Below are 15,783 nucleotides of genomic sequence, written 5' to 3'. Positions count from 1 at the left end.
TTGATTGTTTCTGTCCCGGCTGCCATGCTCCTCACGCACGTCCGTGACCCGCCCGTCCCCGAGGGGAGCGCTCCGTGTCCGACCCCGCTGCGGTGCTCGACGACCTGCGTGTCGAGAGCGAGGAAGTCGACGCCCTGGTCAGCGACTTGACCGCCGAACAGTGGGCCGCCCCCACCCCGGCGCCGCGCTGGACCGTCGCCCATCAGATCGCCCACCTCGCCTGGACCGACGCGGCCGCGCTGCTCGCCGCGACCGACCCCGAGGCGTTCGCCGCCGAGGCACGGAAGGCGCTCGACGCGCCCGACCGCTTCGTCGACGACGGTGCGGAGGAGGGCGCCGCGCTGCCGCCCGCCGAGCTGCTCGCCCGCTGGCGCGAGGGCCGCGAGGAGCTCCACCGGGTGCTGCGCGAGGCCCCGCCCGGCACCCGCTTCCCCTGGTACGGGCCCGCCATGAGCGCCGTCTCGCTCGCGACCGCCCGCCTCATGGAGACCTGGGCGCACGGCCAGGACGTGGCCGACGCCCTCGGGGTCGTACGCCGGCCGACCGCCCGGCTCCGGCACATCGCGTGGATCGGGCTGCGGGCACGCGACTACGCGTACCTCGTGCGCGGCCTCACCCCGCCCGCCGAGCCCTTCCACCTCGAACTCACCGCGCCCGAGGGCGTGTCCGACGCAGGCGAGGTGTGGTCGTACGGTCCCGAGGACGCGCCCCAGCTCGTCACCGGCCCCGCCCTCGACTTCTGCCTCCTGGTGACCCAGCGCGTCCACCGCGCCGACACCTCGCTCGTCGCGCACGGCGCCGACGCGGAGGAGTGGCTCGGGATCGCCCAGGCGTTCGCGGGCCCGGCCGGTCAGGGCCGTGCCCCCAAGGGGACGCGGTGACGGGCGCGGCGAGGGGTGCGGCGAGGGGTGCGGCGGGGGTCCTGCGGATCGGCAACGCGTCCGGCTTCTACGGTGACCGTTTCGACGCCGTGAAGGAGATGCTGACCGGGGGCGGGCCCGACGGCCGGCTCGACGTCCTCACCGGGGACTACCTCGCCGAGCTGACCATGCTCATCCTCGGCCGCGACCTGCTCAAGGACCCCTCGGCCGGTTACGCCAAAACCTTCCTGCGCCAGATGGAGGAGGGCCTCGGGCTCGCCCACGAGCGCGGCACCCGGATCGTCACCAACGCCGGCGGCCTCAACCCGGCCGGGCTCGCCGACGCCCTGCGGGCCCTCGCCGAGCGGCTCGGCATACCCGCCCGCGTCGCCCACGTGGAGGGCGACCGACTGCCGCCGCGGCCGGGGGTGCTGGCGGCCAACGCCTATCTGGGCGGCGGCGGGATCGCCGCCTGTCTCGCCGCCGGCGTGGACGTCGTCGTCACCGGCCGGGTCACCGACGCGGCCCTCGTCACCGGGCCCGCGCAGTGGTTCTTCGGCTGGGGCCCGGAGGCGTACGACGAGCTGGCGGGCGCGGTCGTCGCCGGGCACGTCCTGGAGTGCGGCACCCAGGCGACCGGCGGCAACTACGCCTTCTTCCAGGGGCAGGACGTGCGCCGCCCCGGCTTTCCCGTCGCGGAACTCCACGCGGACGGCAGCGCCGTCATCACCAAGCACCCCGGCACCGGCGGCCTCGTCGACGTCGGTACGGTCACCGCCCAGCTCCTCTACGAGACGGCCGGCGCCCGCTACCCCGGCCCCGACGTGACCGCCCGCCTCGACACGGTCCGGCTCACCCAGGAGGGCCCGGACCGGGTGCGGATCGACGGGGTGCGGGGAGAGGCCCCGCCCCCGACGCTCAAGGCCGGCCTGTGCCGGCTCGGCGGCTTCCGCAACGAGGTCGTGTTCGTGCTCACCGGGCTCGACATCGAGACGAAGGCGGAGCTCGTGCGGGAACAGCTCCGCGACGCCCTGGCGAAGAACCCGCCCGCCGAGGTCCGCTGGGAGCTCGCCCGCACCGACCGCGCGGACGCCGACACGGAGGAGACCGCCAGCGCCCTGCTCCGGCTCGTGGTCCGCGACCCCGACCCCGAGAAGGTCGGCCGCACCCTGACAGGGGCCGCGATCGAGCTGGCCCTCGCGAGCTACCCCGGCTTCCACGTCACCGCCCCGCCCGGCAAGGGTGCCCCCTACGGGGTCTTCGCGTCCGCCTCCGTGCCCGTGGGGGAGGTCCCGCACACGGCCGTGCTGCCCGACGGGACCCGCGCCCCCGTCCCCGTACCGCCGCGAACCCGGCCCCTCGAAGCCGTACCGGCCCCCGAGCTCCCGCCGCCGCTGCCGCCGGGGCCGACCCGGCGCGCCCCGCTCGGCCTCGTCGCCGGCGCCCGCAGCGGCGACAAGGGCGGCGACGCCAACGTCGGCGTCTGGGTCCGCACGGACGAGGAGTGGTGCTGGCTCGCGCACGCCCTCACCGCCGAGCGCTTCCGCGCCCTGCTGCCGGAGACGGCGGACCTGCCGGTCGAGCGGCACGTGCTGCCCGACCTGCGCGCGCTCAACTTCACGGTCACCGGGATCCTCGGCGAGGGCGTCGCCTCCCAGGCCCGTTTCGACCCGCAGGCCAAGGCCCTCGGCGAATGGCTGCGCTCCCGCCACCTCGACATCCCGGAGGAACTGCTGTGACCGTCCTCGCCTCCGCCCTCGACACCGGCGGACCGGACCACGCGGCCCACCGCGCCGCCATGCTCGACAAGCTCACCGCCCTCGACGCCGAGCACGCCAAGGCGCTCGCGGGCGGCGGCGAGAAGTACACCGAACGGCACCGGCGGCGTGGCAAGCTGCTCGCCCGCGAGCGCATCGAACTCCTCGTCGACCCCGACACCCCCTTCCTGGAGCTGTCGCCGCTCGCCGCCTGGGGCAGCGACTATCCCGTAGGGGCGTCCCTGGTGACCGGCATCGGGGTGATCGAGGGCGTCGAGTGCCTGATCACCGCCAACGACCCCACCGTGCGCGGCGGCGCCTCCAACCCGTGGACGCTGAAGAAGGCCCTGCGCGCCAACGAGATCGCGTACGCCAACCGCCTCCCCGTCGTCTCGCTCGTCGAGTCCGGCGGCGCCGACCTCCCCTCCCAGAAGGAGATCTTCATCCCCGGCGGGGCGCTCTTCCGCGATCTCACCCGGCTCTCCGCCGCCGGCATCCCGACGATCGCGGTCGTCTTCGGCAACTCGACGGCGGGCGGCGCGTACGTACCCGGCATGTCCGACCACACCGTGATGATCAAGGAGCGGTCGAAGGTCTTCCTCGGCGGCCCGCCGCTCGTGAAGATGGCGACGGGGGAGGAGAGCGACGACGAGTCGCTCGGCGGCGCCGAGATGCACGCCAGGACCAGTGGGCTCGCCGACCACTACGCCGTCGACGAGCACGACGCGCTGCGCCAGGCCCGCCGGATCGTCGCCCGCCTCAACCACCGCAAGGCGCACGCCGACCCGGACCCGGCGACGGTCGAACCGCCGAAGTACGCCGAGGAGGAGCTGCTCGGGATCGTGCCGGGCGACCTCAAGACGCCGTTCGACCCGCGCGAGGTGATCGCGCGGATCGTGGACGGCTCGGACTTCGACGAGTTCAAGCCGCTGTACGGGCCGAGCCTGGTGACCGGCTGGGCGCGGCTGCACGGCTACCCGGTCGGCATCCTCGCCAACGCGCAGGGCGTGCTGTTCAGCGCCGAGTCCCAGAAGGCGGCGCAGTTCATCCAGTTGGCGAACCAGCGCGACATCCCGCTGCTCTTCCTGCACAACACCACCGGCTACATGGTCGGCAAGGAGTACGAGCAGGGCGGCATCATCAAGCACGGCGCCATGATGATCAACGCGGTGTCGAACTCCCGCGTGCCTCACCTGAGCGTCCTCATCGGCGCCTCGTACGGCGCCGGGCACTACGGCATGTGCGGCCGGGCCTACGACCCGCGCTTCCTCTTCGCCTGGCCGAGCGCCAAGTCCGCCGTCATGGGCCCGCAGCAGCTCGCGGGCGTGCTGTCGATCGTGGCGCGCGCCTCGGCCGCCGCGAAGGGACAGCCGTACGACGAGGAGGCGGACGCGGGGCTGCGCGCGCTGGTCGAGGCGCAGATCGAGTCGGAGTCGCTGCCCATGTTCCTCTCCGGGCGGCTGTACGACGACGGGGTCATCGACCCGCGCGACACGCGCACGGTCCTCGGGCTCTGCCTGTCCGCGATCCACACGGCACCGGTCGAGGGCGCGCGCGGCGGCTTCGGCGTCTTCCGAATGTGAGGCCCACCGCATGATTTCCTCAGTCCTCGTGGCGAACCGCGGCGAGATCGCCTGCCGGATCTTCCGTACCTGCCGTGACCTGGGCATCTCCACCGTCGCCGTGTACTCCGACGCGGACGCCGACGCCCTGCACGTACGGGAGGCGGACGCGGCCGTACGGCTGCCGGGGGCCACGCCCGCGGAGACGTATCTGCGCGGCGACCTGGTGGTGGCGGCCGCGCTCGCGGCGGGCGCGGACGCCGTGCACCCCGGCTACGGCTTCCTCTCCGAGAACAAGGAGTTCGCGGAGGCGGTGACGGCCGCCGGCCTGGTCTGGATCGGGCCGCCGCCGGCCGCGATCGAGGCCATGGCGTCGAAGACCCGCGCCAAGGAACTCCTCGGCGTGGCGCCGCTCGACCTCTCCTCGCTCACCGGGGCCGATCTGCCGGTCCTGGTGAAGGCTGCGGCGGGCGGCGGCGGCCGCGGCATGCGCGTCGTACGCGAACTCGCCTCTTTGGAACAGGAGTTGTCGGCTGCCTCCGCCGAGGCGCTGAGCGCGTTCGGTGACGGCGAGGTGTTCGTCGAGCCGTACGTGGAGAACGGCCGGCACGTCGAGGTGCAGATCCTCGCCGACGCGCACGGCACCGTCTGGACGCTCGGCACCCGCGACTGCTCCCTCCAGCGCCGCCACCAGAAGGTCGTCGAGGAGGCCCCGGCGCCCGGCCTCGCCGCGTCGCTCGTCGACGAGCTGTACGAGCGGTCGGCGGCCGCCGCGAAGGCCGTCGGGTACGTCGGGGCGGGCACCGTCGAGTTCCTGGTCGCGTATGGCCGCGCCCACTTCCTGGAGATGAACACCCGCCTCCAGGTCGAGCACCCGGTCACCGAGGCGGTGTACGGCGTCGACCTCGTCGCCCTCCAGATCGCCGTCGCCGAGGGCGCCCCGCTCCCGCCCGAGCCGCCCGCCCCGCGCGGCCACGCGATCGAGGCCCGGCTCTACGCGGAGGACCCGGCCGCCGGCTGGACCCCGCAGACGGGCCGGCTGCACACCTTCGACGTGCCGACCGGGCCCGGCCTGCGCGTCGACACCGGCTACGCGTCCGGCGACACGGTCGGCGTGCACTACGACGCCATGCTCGCCAAGGTCGTCGCCCACGCCCCGACCCGAGCCGAGGCCGCCCGCAAGCTCGCCCGCGCCCTCGAACGCGCCCGCCTGCACGGCCCCGTCACCAACCGCGACCTGCTCGTGGCCTCCCTGCGCCACCCGGACTTCACCGACCCGGCGCGCCTCACGACCGGCTTCTACGCCGAGCACCTGCCCGCCCTGACCGAACCGCCCGCCGGGGCCGAGACCGAGGCCGGGTACGCGGCGGTGGCGGCGGCGCTCGCGGAGGCGGCTTCCAACGGCAACCGCTTCGGAGGCGGTTGGCGCAACGTCCGCTCGCAGGACGAGGTGAAGGCGTTCGGCGACCACGAGGTCCGCTACCGCCCCACGCGCGCGGGCGGCTACGAGGTGACGGCGCCCGAGGGCATCCGCGCGGTCGCGGTGGCGCCCGACCGAGTCAGCCTCGACATCGCAGGAGTCGTACGGCACTTCGAGGTGGCCCGGCACGGCGACACGGTGTACGTCGGCCCGCACCGCCTCACCCCCGCCCCCCGCTTCCCCGACCCCACCGACGAGCGGGAACCCGGCTCCCTGCTCGCCCCCATGCCCGGCACCGTCGTCCGCGTCGCCGAGGGCCTGGCCGCCGGCGACCGCGTCGAGGCCGGACAGCCCCTGCTCTGGCTGGAGGCCATGAAGATGGAACACCGGGTCGTCGCACCCGCCTCCGGCACGCTCACCGCGCTCCACGCCGTCCCCGGCCGCCAGGTCGAGGTAGGCGCCCTGCTCGCCGTCGTACAGCCCGCAGACGTACCGACCGAAGCACAGGAGGAAGACTCCCTATGAGCAGCCTGATCGAGTCACCGGAACACACCGCCCTCCGCGCCGCCGTCTCCGCCCTCGGCCGGCGCCACGGACCCGGCTTCGACCGCGCCACGCTCTGGGCCGAGGCCGGCAAGCTCGGCTACCTGGGCGTGAACCTGCCCGAGGAGTACGGCGGCGGGGGCGGCGGCATGGCCGAGCTCTCCATCGTCCTGGAGGAGGCGGGCGCGGCCGGCGCGCCGCTGCTCATGATGGTCGTGTCGCCGGCGATCTGCGGCACGGTGATATCCCGCTTCGGCACGGCGGAGCAGAAGGCCGCCTGGCTGCCCGGCCTCGCGGACGGCAGCCGCACCATGGCCTTCGGCATCACCGAGCCCGACGCCGGCTCCAACTCCCACCGCATCACCACCACCGCCACCCGCACCGAGGACGGCTGGGTCCTCAACGGCCGCAAGGTCTTCGTCTCCGGCGTCGACATCGCCGACGCCACGCTCGTCGTCGGCCGCACCTCGGACGCGCGCACCGGCAACCTCAAGGCGTGTCTCTTCATCGTCCCGCGCGACACGCCCGGCTTCGGCCGCCGCGCCATCGAGATGGAACTCGACGCGAACGAGAAGCAGTTCGAGCTCACCCTCGACGACGTCCACCTCCCGGCCGACGCCCTCGTCGGCGACGAGGACGCGGGCCTCCTCCAGCTCTTCGCGGGTCTCAACCCCGAGCGCATCATGACCGCCGCCTTCGCGATCGGCATGGGCCGCTACGCGCTCGCGCAGGCCGTCACGTACGCCAAGGAACGCCAGGTCTGGAAGACCCCCATCGGCGCCCACCAGGCCATCGCCCACCCCCTCGCCCAGGCCCACATCGAACTCGAACTCGCCCGCCTGATGATGCAGAAGGCCGCCGCCCTCTACGACGCGGGCGACGACCTGGCCGCCGGCGAGGCCGCCAACATGGCCAAGTACGCCGCCGCCGAAGCCTGCGTCAAGGCCGTCGACCAGGCCGTCCACACGCTCGGCGGCAACGGCCTGACCAAGGAGTTCGGCCTGGCCCGCCTGATCACGGCGGCGCGCGTGGCCCGGATCGCCCCGGTGAGCCGAGAGATGATCCTGAACTTCGTGTCGCACCAGACGCTGGGCCTGCCGAAGTCGTACTGACCAACCTGATCATGGGAGCGGGGGTCGTACGGGGGTATGACCCCGGATCCGGCACCGGGGTCCGAAGACGACGGCACCGTGCGGGCGGGAGGGTACGGGCATCAGCCCGGCGAGGGTGAGGAGCCCGCCATGTACCCGATCCACCACACCGCCCGCACGGACCTGCGCACCGCGGCCCACGCCTTCCTCGGCCTCCCGACCGGCCTGGCGGCGACCGCCCTCACCCTCGCCGGACAGCCGCGCCGCGCGGCGCGCCTCCGCGCCCGGTTCCACACCCGGCTCACCGGCGGCGAGACCGCCGGGAGCGGCGGCTGGACCGGCGGCGAGACCGCCACCCGGACCGGCACCGAGACCGGCACCCAGACCGCCGCCCGGATCCTGGCCGTCCTGCTCCACTGGCCGGTGCATTGGCTGGCCAAGGGCCAGCGGGCCCTGGACCGGCGGCTGTCCCGCACGGTGTGCGAAGAATCATGCATGCACGCTTGATTGTTTCTTCCGTGACTGCCAGGGTCTCCCCAAGTCGCAGTCCGGCAAGCCATCCTGTCGCCACCGTCGTCACCGTCCGACCTCGAAGGGCCACGCATGGTGTTTCACAGCGAGTACGCCGACGTCCCGGTCGTCTCCCTTCCCATCCACGACGCGGTCCTCGGGCGCGCCGCCGCGTTCGGGGACACGCCGGCCCTGGTCGACGGCGTCGGCGGGGACGGGGCGTTGACGCTCACGTACGGGCAAGTGGACGCGTTTCACCGGAGGGTGGCGGCCGGGCTCGCGGGGGCCGGGGTGCGGAAGGGGGACGTGCTCGCGCTGCACAGTCCCAACACCGTGCTGTTTCCCGTGGCGTTCTATGCGGCCACGCGCGCCGGGGCGGCGGTGACCACCGTGCATCCGCTGGCCACGCCCGAGGAGTTCGCGAAGCAGCTGCGCGACTCGTCGGCGCGCTGGATCGTCACCGTGTCGCCGCTGCTCGCGACGGCGCGCGCGGCGGCGGAGCTCGCGGGTGGGGTGGTGGAGATATTCGTGTGCGACCGGGTGCCGGAGGGGGACGGGAAGGGGGAGGAGGACGGGGACGGGGTCCGGTCGCTTCAGGACTTCCTCGCCTCCGCCGCGCCCGAGCCGGTGGTCGAGGTCGACCCGGCGGAGGACGTCGCCGCCCTGCCGTACTCCTCCGGGACCACCGGCACACCCAAGGGCGTGATGCTCACGCACGCCTCCGTCGCCACGAACCTCGCGCAGCTCGAACCGCTCATGCCGATGGGGGTGGGCGACCGGATCCTGGCAGTGCTGCCCTTCTTTCACGTATACGGCTTGACCGCCCTGATGAACGCCCCGCTGCGGCACGGCGCCACCGTCGTCGTGCTGCCGCGGTTCGAGCTCGACGGGTTTCTCGCGGCGATCGAGAAGCACCGGATCAACGCGTTGTACGTGGCGCCGCCGATCGTCCTCGCCCTGGCGAAGCACCCGGCGGTGGCGGAGTACGACCTGTCGTCGCTGAAGTACATCGTCTGCTCGGCGGCCCCGCTCGACGCGGCGCTCGCCGAGGCGTGTTCGGCGCGGCTCGGGCTGCCGCCGATCCTGCAGGCGTACGGGATGACGGAGCTGTCCCCGGCCACCCACCTGGTCCCGCTCGCCGCCGGGAACCCTCCGCCGGGGACGGTCGGCAAGCTGCTGCCGTCGACCGAGATGCGACTGGTCTCCCTCGAAGAGGACGGAAAGGACGTGCCGCCCGGCGAGGAGGGCGAGATCGTGATCCGCGGGCCGCAGGTCATGAAGGGCTATCTGGGCCGGCCGGAGGCCACCGCCGCGATGGTCGACGCCGACGGCTGGCTGCACACCGGTGACATCGGGCGGGTCGACGACGACGGCTGGCTGTACGTCGTCGACCGCGTGAAGGAACTCATCAAGTACAAGGGTTTCCAGGTCCCGCCCGCCGAACTGGAGGCCCTGCTGCTCACCCACGACGGCATCGCCGACGCCGCCGTCATCGGCGTCCGGGACGCGGACGGCACCGAGATCCCGAAGGCGTTCGTCGTACGGCAGCCGCACGCCGTCGGGCTCGGCGCCGAGGACGTGCTCGCGTACGTGGCCGGGCGCGTCGCCCCGTACAAGAAGATCCGGCAGGTGGAGTTCATCGACACCGTGCCCCGAGCGGCGTCGGGCAAGATCCTGCGCCGGGAGCTGAGGGACCGCACATGAGTACGGACAAGAGCACGGAGCAGAGCACGGAGCAGAGCACGGGGAAGATCACGGAGAAGGGTAGGGAGCAGACCACGGAGAAGGGGAGGGAGAAGAGCCTCGTCCGCATCGCGGCCGACCGTGGGATCACCACCCTGACCCTGGACTCCCCGGCCAACCGCAACGCCCTCTCCGCCGCCCTCGTCACCGAACTCGCCGACGCCCTCGCCGCCTGCGCCAAGGACCCGGCCGTCCGCGCGGTCGTCCTCACGCACGCCGGCGGCACCTTCAGCGCGGGCGCCGACCTGAAGGCGCCGCCCGGGCCGTACGCCTTCGTCGACCTGCTCCGGCAGATCGTCGCGCTGCCGAAGCCGGTCGTCGGCCTCGTCACCGGCCACGCCCGGGCCGGCGGCCTCGGCCTGCTCGGGGCCTGCGACGTGGTCGTGGCCGCGGAGGACGCGGACTTCGCGCTGACGGAGGTACGGATCGGGGTCGCGCCCGCCGTCATCTCGCTGACCCTGCTGCCCAAGCTGGACCAGCGCGCGGCTGCCCGCTACTACCTCACCGGCGAGCGCTTCGGCGTGGCCGAGGCGCGGGCGATGGGCCTGGTCACCGCGCCGCTCGCCGATCTGGCGCCGATCCTCGACGGGCTGCGAGCGGCCTCCCCGCAGGGGCTGCGCGCGGCGAAGCGGCTGGTCACGGCTAGAGTCCTGGAGACCTTCGAGCGCGACGCGGAGGAACTGGTCCAGTTGTCCGCCACGCTCTTCGCCTCCGCCGAGGCGAGAGAAGGAATGACGGCCTTCCTCGAACGACGGGACCCTACGTGGAGACTGTGACCGGCCCGAAGCCCGGCCCCGGGACCGAGCCCAAGTCCGGCCCGAAGTCCGGCCCCGGGACCGAGCCCATGTCCGGCCCGAAGCCCGACCCCAAGTCCGACCCCAAGTCCGGCCCGAAGTCCGGCCCCAGGTCCGGCGCCGGCGCCGAGTCCAAGTCCGGCCCCAAGCAGGACAGGAGCCGCGCCACCCGGCAGCGGCTCCTGGAGGCTGCGGTGGCCTGTCTGGCCGAGCACGGCTGGGCGGGCTCCACCGTCGCGGTCGTCGCCGAGCGCGCGGGCGTGTCGCGCGGCGCCGCACAGCACCACTTCCCGACCCGCGAGGACCTGTTCACCGCCGCCGTCGAGTACGTCGCCGAGGAACGCTCCCAGGCCCTGCGCACCCTCCCCACCAAGGACCGCCGCACGGTCGTCGCCGCCCTCGTCGACCTCTACACCGGTCCTCTCTTCCGCGCCGCCCTCCACCTCTGGGTCGCCGCCTCCGACGAGGAGCAGCTGCGCCCCCGCGTCACCGAGCTGGAGGCCCGCGTCGGCCGCGAGTCCCACCGCATCGCCGTCGAACTCCTCGGCGCCGACGAGTCCCGCCCCGGCGTCCGCGAATCCGTCCAGGGCCTCCTCGACATGGCCCGCGGCCTGGGCCTCGCGACCCTCCTCACGGACGACCGGGCCCGGCGCGAACGGGTCGTCGCCCAGTGGGCCCGGCTCCTCGACGAGGCCCTGGGCTGACGCCTCTGACGCCTACTTCCCGGAAGGGATGGTCGCGCAGACCGTACGGGCCGCCATGACCGCACAGGCCGTCGCGTCCTCCGGTCGGCTGACCGGCAGCATCGTGGTGTGCGCGTCCCGGCCGCTGACCTGCCTGCACTCGCGCGCGACGGACGGGCGCTTCGGGGCCGGGACGGCCCGGGCGGTACGGGACTTCCAGCGCGCCCGGGGCCTCGGCGCCGACGGCGTGGCCGGCCCGGCCACCTGGACCCGCCTCCGCGCGCCGTGGCGCAGGCCACATCACGCGTCACCCGCCCGCAGTACGCTTGTCGCATGCTTTCGCTCGTACGTCGCCGCCACGTGGATCTCCTCCGCGTCGCGAGCATGGGCTGTCCCGGTCGTCCCTGACCCCCGACCCTCGCCCCACCCCTCCGCCCGGCACGGCCACCACCCCCGGCCCGGTACCGGGCGCCGTACACCCACCGCGGACGCACACCATGAGCCACCTCTCGCAGGCGCACCCCCAGGCCCCCTCGCAGGACCCTTCCCAGGCCCCTTCGCAGGCGCCCTCCCAGGACCCCACCCGGGCCCCTTCGCAGGGCTCCTCCTCGTCCCTCTCGTACCCCTCCCAGCTCCCCATCGTCGACCTCGCCGCCGCCGACCGCGGCCCCCAGGCGCGTCGGCTGCTGCACGCGCAGCTCCACTCCGCCGCGCACGACGTCGGCTTCTTCCAGCTCGTCGGGCACGGCGTGAGCGAGGTCGAGACGCGGGCGCTGACCTCCGCCATGCGGGCCTTCTTCGCGCTGCCGGAGGCGGACCGGCTGGCCCTGGACACCACGAACTCGCCGCACTTCCGCGGTTACACCCGGGTCGGCGACGAGCGGACGGCCGGCGCCCGGGACTGGCGGGACCAGCTGGACATCGGGGCCGAGCGCCCGGCGCACGTACCGGGGCCGGGGGAGCCGCCGTACTGGTGGCTGCAGGGGCCCAACCAGTGGCCCGAGGCGCTGCCGGAGCTGCGGCTCGCGGCGCTGAACTGGATCGAGCGGCTCAGCGGGGTCGCCGAGCGGCTGCTGCACGAGCTGCTGACGTCGATCGGCGCGCGGCCGGACTTCTACGACGACGTCTTCGGCCGGGCCGCCCACCCGCACCTGAAGCTGGTCCGCTACCCGGGCAGCAGCGGCGACGCGGGCGACGACCAGGGCGTGGGCGCGCACAAGGACTACGGGTTCCTGACCCTGCTGCTCCAGGACCAGGTGGGCGGGCTGCAGGTGGAGCGGGAGGACGGGCGGTTCCACGACGTGCCGCCGCTGCCGGGCGCGTTCGTCGTGAACCTGGGCGAGCTGCTCGAAGTGGCGACGAACGGCTATCTCGTTGCGACTAACCACCGGGTCGTCTCACCGCCCGGGGCGACGGAGCGGTACTCCGTCCCGTTCTTCTACAACCCGCGGCTCGACGCCCGGGTCCGCCCGCTGGAGTTCCCGTACGCGGCGGCCGCGCCCGGCATCACGGCCGACCCGGCGAACCCGTTGTTCGCCGAGTACGGCCGCAATGAGCTGAAGGGCAAGCTCCGGGCGCACCCGCTGGCGGCGGCCCGGCACCACGCGGACCTGCTGACGGCGACCGGACAGCCGGCGATGTCTGCGTAGCCGCCGGCTGTCCGGTCGCCGCGCAATCCGCGTCGTCCGCGCAATCCGCGTCGTCCGCGCAATCCGCGTCGTCCGCGCAATCCGCGTCGTCCGCGCAATCCGCGTCGTCCGTGTCGTCCGTGCCGTCCGCGTCGTCCTCGACTCGTGGTTCTCGTCGCCTGCGCGGCTCCGCCTCAGCCCGCGATGTCGGAGTAGCCGACGATCTCGCGCGGGTTCCGCTGGCCCGGGCCCACGTACCGCGCGGACGGGCGGACCAGGCGGCCGGTGCGCTTCTGCTCCAGGATGTGCGCCGACCAGCCGGCCGTACGGGCGCAGGTGAACATCGACGTGAACATGTGCGCCGGGACCTCGGCGAAGTCGAGCACGATCGCGGCCCAGAACTCCACGTTCGTCGCCAGGACCCGGTCCGGGCGGCGGTTGTGCAGCTCCTCCAGGGCCGCCTTCTCCAGCGCCTCGGCGACCTCGAAGCGCGGGGCGTCGAGCTCCTTCGCCGTACGGCGCAGGACGCGGGCGCGCGGGTCCTCGGCGCGGTAGACGCGGTGGCCGAAGCCCATCAGGCGCTCGCCCTGGTCCAGGGCCTTCTTCACGTAGCCGACCGCGTCGCCGGTGCGCTCGATCTCCTCGATCATGCCGAGGACGCGGGACGGGGCGCCGCCGTGCAGCGGGCCGGACATCGCGCCGACCGCGCCGGAGAGCGCGGCGGCCACGTCGGCGCCGGTGGAGGCGATGACGCGGGCGGTGAACGTGGAGGCGTTCATGCCGTGCTCGGCGGCCGAGGTCCAGTAGGCGTCGACGGCCTTGACGTGCTTCGGGTCCGGCTCGCCGCGCCAGCGGATCATGAACCGCTCGACGATGGACTGCGCCTTGTCGATCTCGCTCTGCGGCACCATCGGCAGGCCCTGGCCGCGCGCCGACTGGGCGACGTACGACAGGGCCATGACGGCGGCGCGGGCGAGGTCGTCGCGGGCCTGCTCGGCGGAGATGTCCAGGAGCGGTTTCAGGCCCCAGACCGGCGCGAGCATGGCGAGCGCGGACTGCACGTCGACGCGGATGTCGCCGGAGTGCACCGGGATCGGGAAGGGCTCGGCGGCCGGCAGGCCCGGGTTGAAGGCCCCGTCGACGAGCAGGCCCCAGACGTTGCCGAAGGAGACGTGACCGACCAGGTCCTCGATGTCGACCCCGCGGTAGCGGAGGGCGCCGCCCTCCTTGTCGGGTTCGGCGATCTCCGTCTCGAACGCGACGATCCCTTCGAGGCCGGGTACGAAGTCGGACATGAGGCGGCTCCTCAATCGATGGTCAATGTTGGGTGGTCGATGTTCGGTGTTCGGTGTTTCGACGGGCGAGGGGTTGACGGGCCAGGGGCGACGGGCGAGGGGCGCTCCGGGGCGTCGGTGACCGCATCTGATCGATGATCAATCATTCGGCCCGGGGCTTGGTGGAGAGCAACAGTGATCCAGCGGATGAGTCTGTACGGTTCTGATGATGCGGGGAAGCGTGACATCCGGCACACTGCGCCGATCCGGCGACGGAGGATTAGCGGCACGGAGTGCCGGGCAGACTGGGGTGCCGCGCGGGGTGCTACGGCAGGATGGGGCCCGTGACCGACGCCCTGGATCCTTTCGACGCCCTCGATCCCGCCGACATGCGCGAGGTGTACCGGACCTTGGAGCTGACCGTGGCCGATCTCGCCCCGGACCCGATCGAGCAGTTCGCGCACTGGTTCAAGGAGACCGCCAGCAACCCGGCGATCCACGAACCGAATGCCATGGTCGTCTCCACCGCCGACACGGACGGCCGCCCGTCCTCCCGTACGGTGCTGCTCAAGCACTACGACCAGGCCGGCTTCGTCTTCTTCTCCAACTACGGCTCGCGCAAGGGCCGGGAGCTGGCGGCCAACCCGTACGTCTCGCTGCTCTTTCCCTGGCACCCGCTGGCCCGCCAGGTGATCGTCACCGGCCGCGCCGAGCGCACCGGCCGCGACGAGACCGTGGCGTACTTCCGCACCCGCCCGCACGGCTCCCAGCTGGGCGCCTGGGCGAGCCGCCAGTCCTCGGTGATCGAGTCGCGGGCCGAGCTGCTCGCCCGGTACGAGGAGCTGCACGCGCGCTACCCGGAGGGCGAGCAGGTGCCGGTGCCGCCGGAGTGGGGCGGGTTCCGGGTGGTGCCGGAGACGGTGGAGTTCTGGCAGGGGCACGAGAACAGGCTGCACGACCGGCTGCGGTACGTGCGGGAGGGCGGCGCCGAGGGCGAGTCCTGGCGGGTGGAGCGCCTGTCTCCCTGACCGGGGACCGGTGGCCGTTCCCGTCAGAGCTTGACGGACCTCCACCACACGGGGTCCCGCTGGATCTCCCTGACGAGCTCCACGAAGATGCTGTCGTCGTAGAGCAGGCCGCTGCGTGTCTCGGGGATCTGCCGGTCGTTGATGTAGGCCGTGGGCGTGCTCTCCGCGGCCGAGTCGAAGGAGGTCTGCGAGGCCGTGACGAACGCGCGGTACTTCATGTTCTTCACGGCGGAGTCGAAAGTCGGGCTCCGCAGCCCGGGGACCTTCGAGGCCAGCTCCAGGAGGTACGCGTCGGTGTAGCCGTCGACGGCCTCCTCGGGCTGGTTCGCGTACAGCACCTCGTGGTACTCGGTGAACCGCTGTGCCTCGAGTGCCGCCCGCAGTGCGTTCGCCGCCTTCTCCGAGCCGGCCCCGCCGAGCCTGTCGTCCAGGAAGGACGCGAGCGTGTACTGAACCCGTACGTCGCCCCCTAGGACCATTTCGTCGAGGGCCGGGCCCGCACCGCGCTCCTCGAACTCCTCGCAGACCGGACAGCGCAGGTCCTCGTAGAGGTGCACGGTCACTTCCGCGTCCGGGTTGCCGACGGTGATCGTGGTCCCGTCGCGCTCCAGCCTCTCGGGCACGGCGGCCTGCTCCGCGTAGCCCGTACGCTGCCCGCATCCGCTCAGCAGAAGTCCGGCCGCCAACACCGCGACGAAGACCGTCAGCCTTCTTCTCGCACGTGCCTCTCGCATATTCCCTCCCCTGGACCGGGGAGACGAGACCACACAGCTCACTCTCCCCTGTGGCCTGAAAACGCAGACGACCCGTGGGCCTTGGTCCCGTCCGCCTAGGTTCGGACGGGAGCCGGCCGGACTGACCGGCGGCCCACGGGTCGGGTGACTGCGGTG

At 73.3% G+C, this 15,783-nt stretch carries 13 protein-coding genes and 1 pseudogene; 12 read left to right on the top strand and 2 right to left on the bottom strand.

Annotated elements, in window-relative coordinates; all coding sequences use genetic code 11:
• The first annotated feature begins 74 nt into the window (after positions 1-74).
• The 11 genes and pseudogenes from ACIRSU_RS31415 to ACIRSU_RS31365 all read left to right on the top strand — a co-directional run bounded on the left by ACIRSU_RS31415 (position 75) and on the right by ACIRSU_RS31365 (position 12,612).
• Positions 75-881, top strand: a complete 807-nt coding sequence (locus ACIRSU_RS31415; RefSeq protein WP_403799370.1) for a TIGR03084 family metal-binding protein — start codon at positions 75-77, stop codon at positions 879-881.
• Positions 878-2,599: an acyclic terpene utilization AtuA family protein gene (locus tag ACIRSU_RS31410; protein WP_403799367.1), complete on the top strand. Its 1,722-nt coding sequence runs from the start codon at positions 878-880 to the stop codon at positions 2,597-2,599. The genes ACIRSU_RS31415 and ACIRSU_RS31410 overlap by 4 nt, the downstream gene beginning before the upstream one ends.
• The gene (locus ACIRSU_RS31405; protein ID WP_403799364.1) at positions 2,596-4,200 is read left to right on the top strand and encodes an acyl-CoA carboxylase subunit beta; all 1,605 of its coding nucleotides are present in this window, start codon (positions 2,596-2,598) and stop codon (positions 4,198-4,200) included. The genes ACIRSU_RS31410 and ACIRSU_RS31405 overlap by 4 nt, the downstream gene beginning before the upstream one ends.
• Positions 4,201-4,210: 10 nt before the next feature.
• Positions 4,211-6,124: a biotin carboxylase N-terminal domain-containing protein gene (locus ACIRSU_RS31400; RefSeq protein WP_403799362.1), complete on the top strand. Its 1,914-nt coding sequence runs from the start codon at positions 4,211-4,213 to the stop codon at positions 6,122-6,124.
• On the top strand, positions 6,121-7,254 hold the full coding sequence (locus tag ACIRSU_RS31395; RefSeq protein WP_403799360.1) for an acyl-CoA dehydrogenase family protein: 1,134 nt from the start codon (positions 6,121-6,123) through the stop codon (positions 7,252-7,254). Before ACIRSU_RS31400 ends, ACIRSU_RS31395 begins: the two co-directional genes overlap by 4 nt.
• A gap of 129 nt (positions 7,255-7,383) precedes the next feature.
• Positions 7,384-7,740 carry a hypothetical protein gene (locus ACIRSU_RS31390; protein WP_403799357.1) on the top strand — a complete coding sequence of 119 codons (357 nt, stop codon included), beginning with the start codon at positions 7,384-7,386 and terminating at the stop codon, positions 7,738-7,740.
• A 96-nt stretch (positions 7,741-7,836) separates the two neighbouring features.
• Entirely contained in the window at positions 7,837-9,447 is a 1,611-nt protein-coding gene (locus ACIRSU_RS31385) for a 4-coumarate--CoA ligase family protein (protein WP_403799355.1), read from the top strand.
• The gene (locus ACIRSU_RS31380) at positions 9,444-10,262 is read left to right on the top strand and encodes an enoyl-CoA hydratase family protein (RefSeq protein WP_403799354.1); all 819 of its coding nucleotides are present in this window, start codon (positions 9,444-9,446) and stop codon (positions 10,260-10,262) included. The genes ACIRSU_RS31385 and ACIRSU_RS31380 overlap by 4 nt, the downstream gene beginning before the upstream one ends.
• A complete protein-coding gene (locus tag ACIRSU_RS31375) occupies positions 10,250-10,984 on the top strand; it encodes a TetR family transcriptional regulator (protein WP_403799353.1) in 735 nt (244 codons plus the stop codon). The genes ACIRSU_RS31380 and ACIRSU_RS31375 overlap by 13 nt, the downstream gene beginning before the upstream one ends.
• Before the next feature lie 28 nt (positions 10,985-11,012).
• A pseudogene (locus ACIRSU_RS31370) lies at positions 11,013-11,186 on the top strand (peptidoglycan-binding protein); the annotation flags it as partial.
• Positions 11,187-11,460: 274 nt separating this feature from the next.
• A complete protein-coding gene (locus ACIRSU_RS31365; protein WP_403799350.1) occupies positions 11,461-12,612 on the top strand; it encodes an isopenicillin N synthase family dioxygenase in 1,152 nt (383 codons plus the stop codon).
• A gap of 173 nt (positions 12,613-12,785) precedes the next feature.
• On the opposite strand, the gene ACIRSU_RS31360 is transcribed toward ACIRSU_RS31365, so the two are convergent.
• Entirely contained in the window at positions 12,786-13,886 is a 1,101-nt protein-coding gene (locus tag ACIRSU_RS31360; protein ID WP_403799347.1) for a citrate synthase 2, read from the bottom strand.
• A gap of 368 nt (positions 13,887-14,254) precedes the next feature.
• Here ACIRSU_RS31360 and pdxH point away from each other — a divergent pair, with 368 nt between their 5' ends.
• Positions 14,255-14,893, top strand: coding sequence for a pyridoxamine 5'-phosphate oxidase (gene pdxH, locus ACIRSU_RS31355; RefSeq protein WP_403800064.1), 639 nt, complete (start codon positions 14,255-14,257; stop codon positions 14,891-14,893).
• A 23-nt stretch (positions 14,894-14,916) separates the two neighbouring features.
• Here pdxH and ACIRSU_RS31350 read toward each other — a convergent pair whose 3' ends face one another.
• Positions 14,917-15,627: a thioredoxin domain-containing protein gene (locus ACIRSU_RS31350; RefSeq protein WP_403799345.1), complete on the bottom strand. Its 711-nt coding sequence runs from the start codon at positions 15,625-15,627 to the stop codon at positions 14,917-14,919.
• Positions 15,628-15,783 lie beyond the last annotated feature (156 nt).

This window comes from Streptomyces sp. NPDC101160, assembly GCF_044768205.1.
GTDB lineage: Bacteria > Actinomycetota > Actinomycetes > Streptomycetales > Streptomycetaceae > Streptomyces.
Note: the sequence above shows the minus strand (reverse complement) of the source record. Positions and strands in the feature narration are given on the sequence as shown.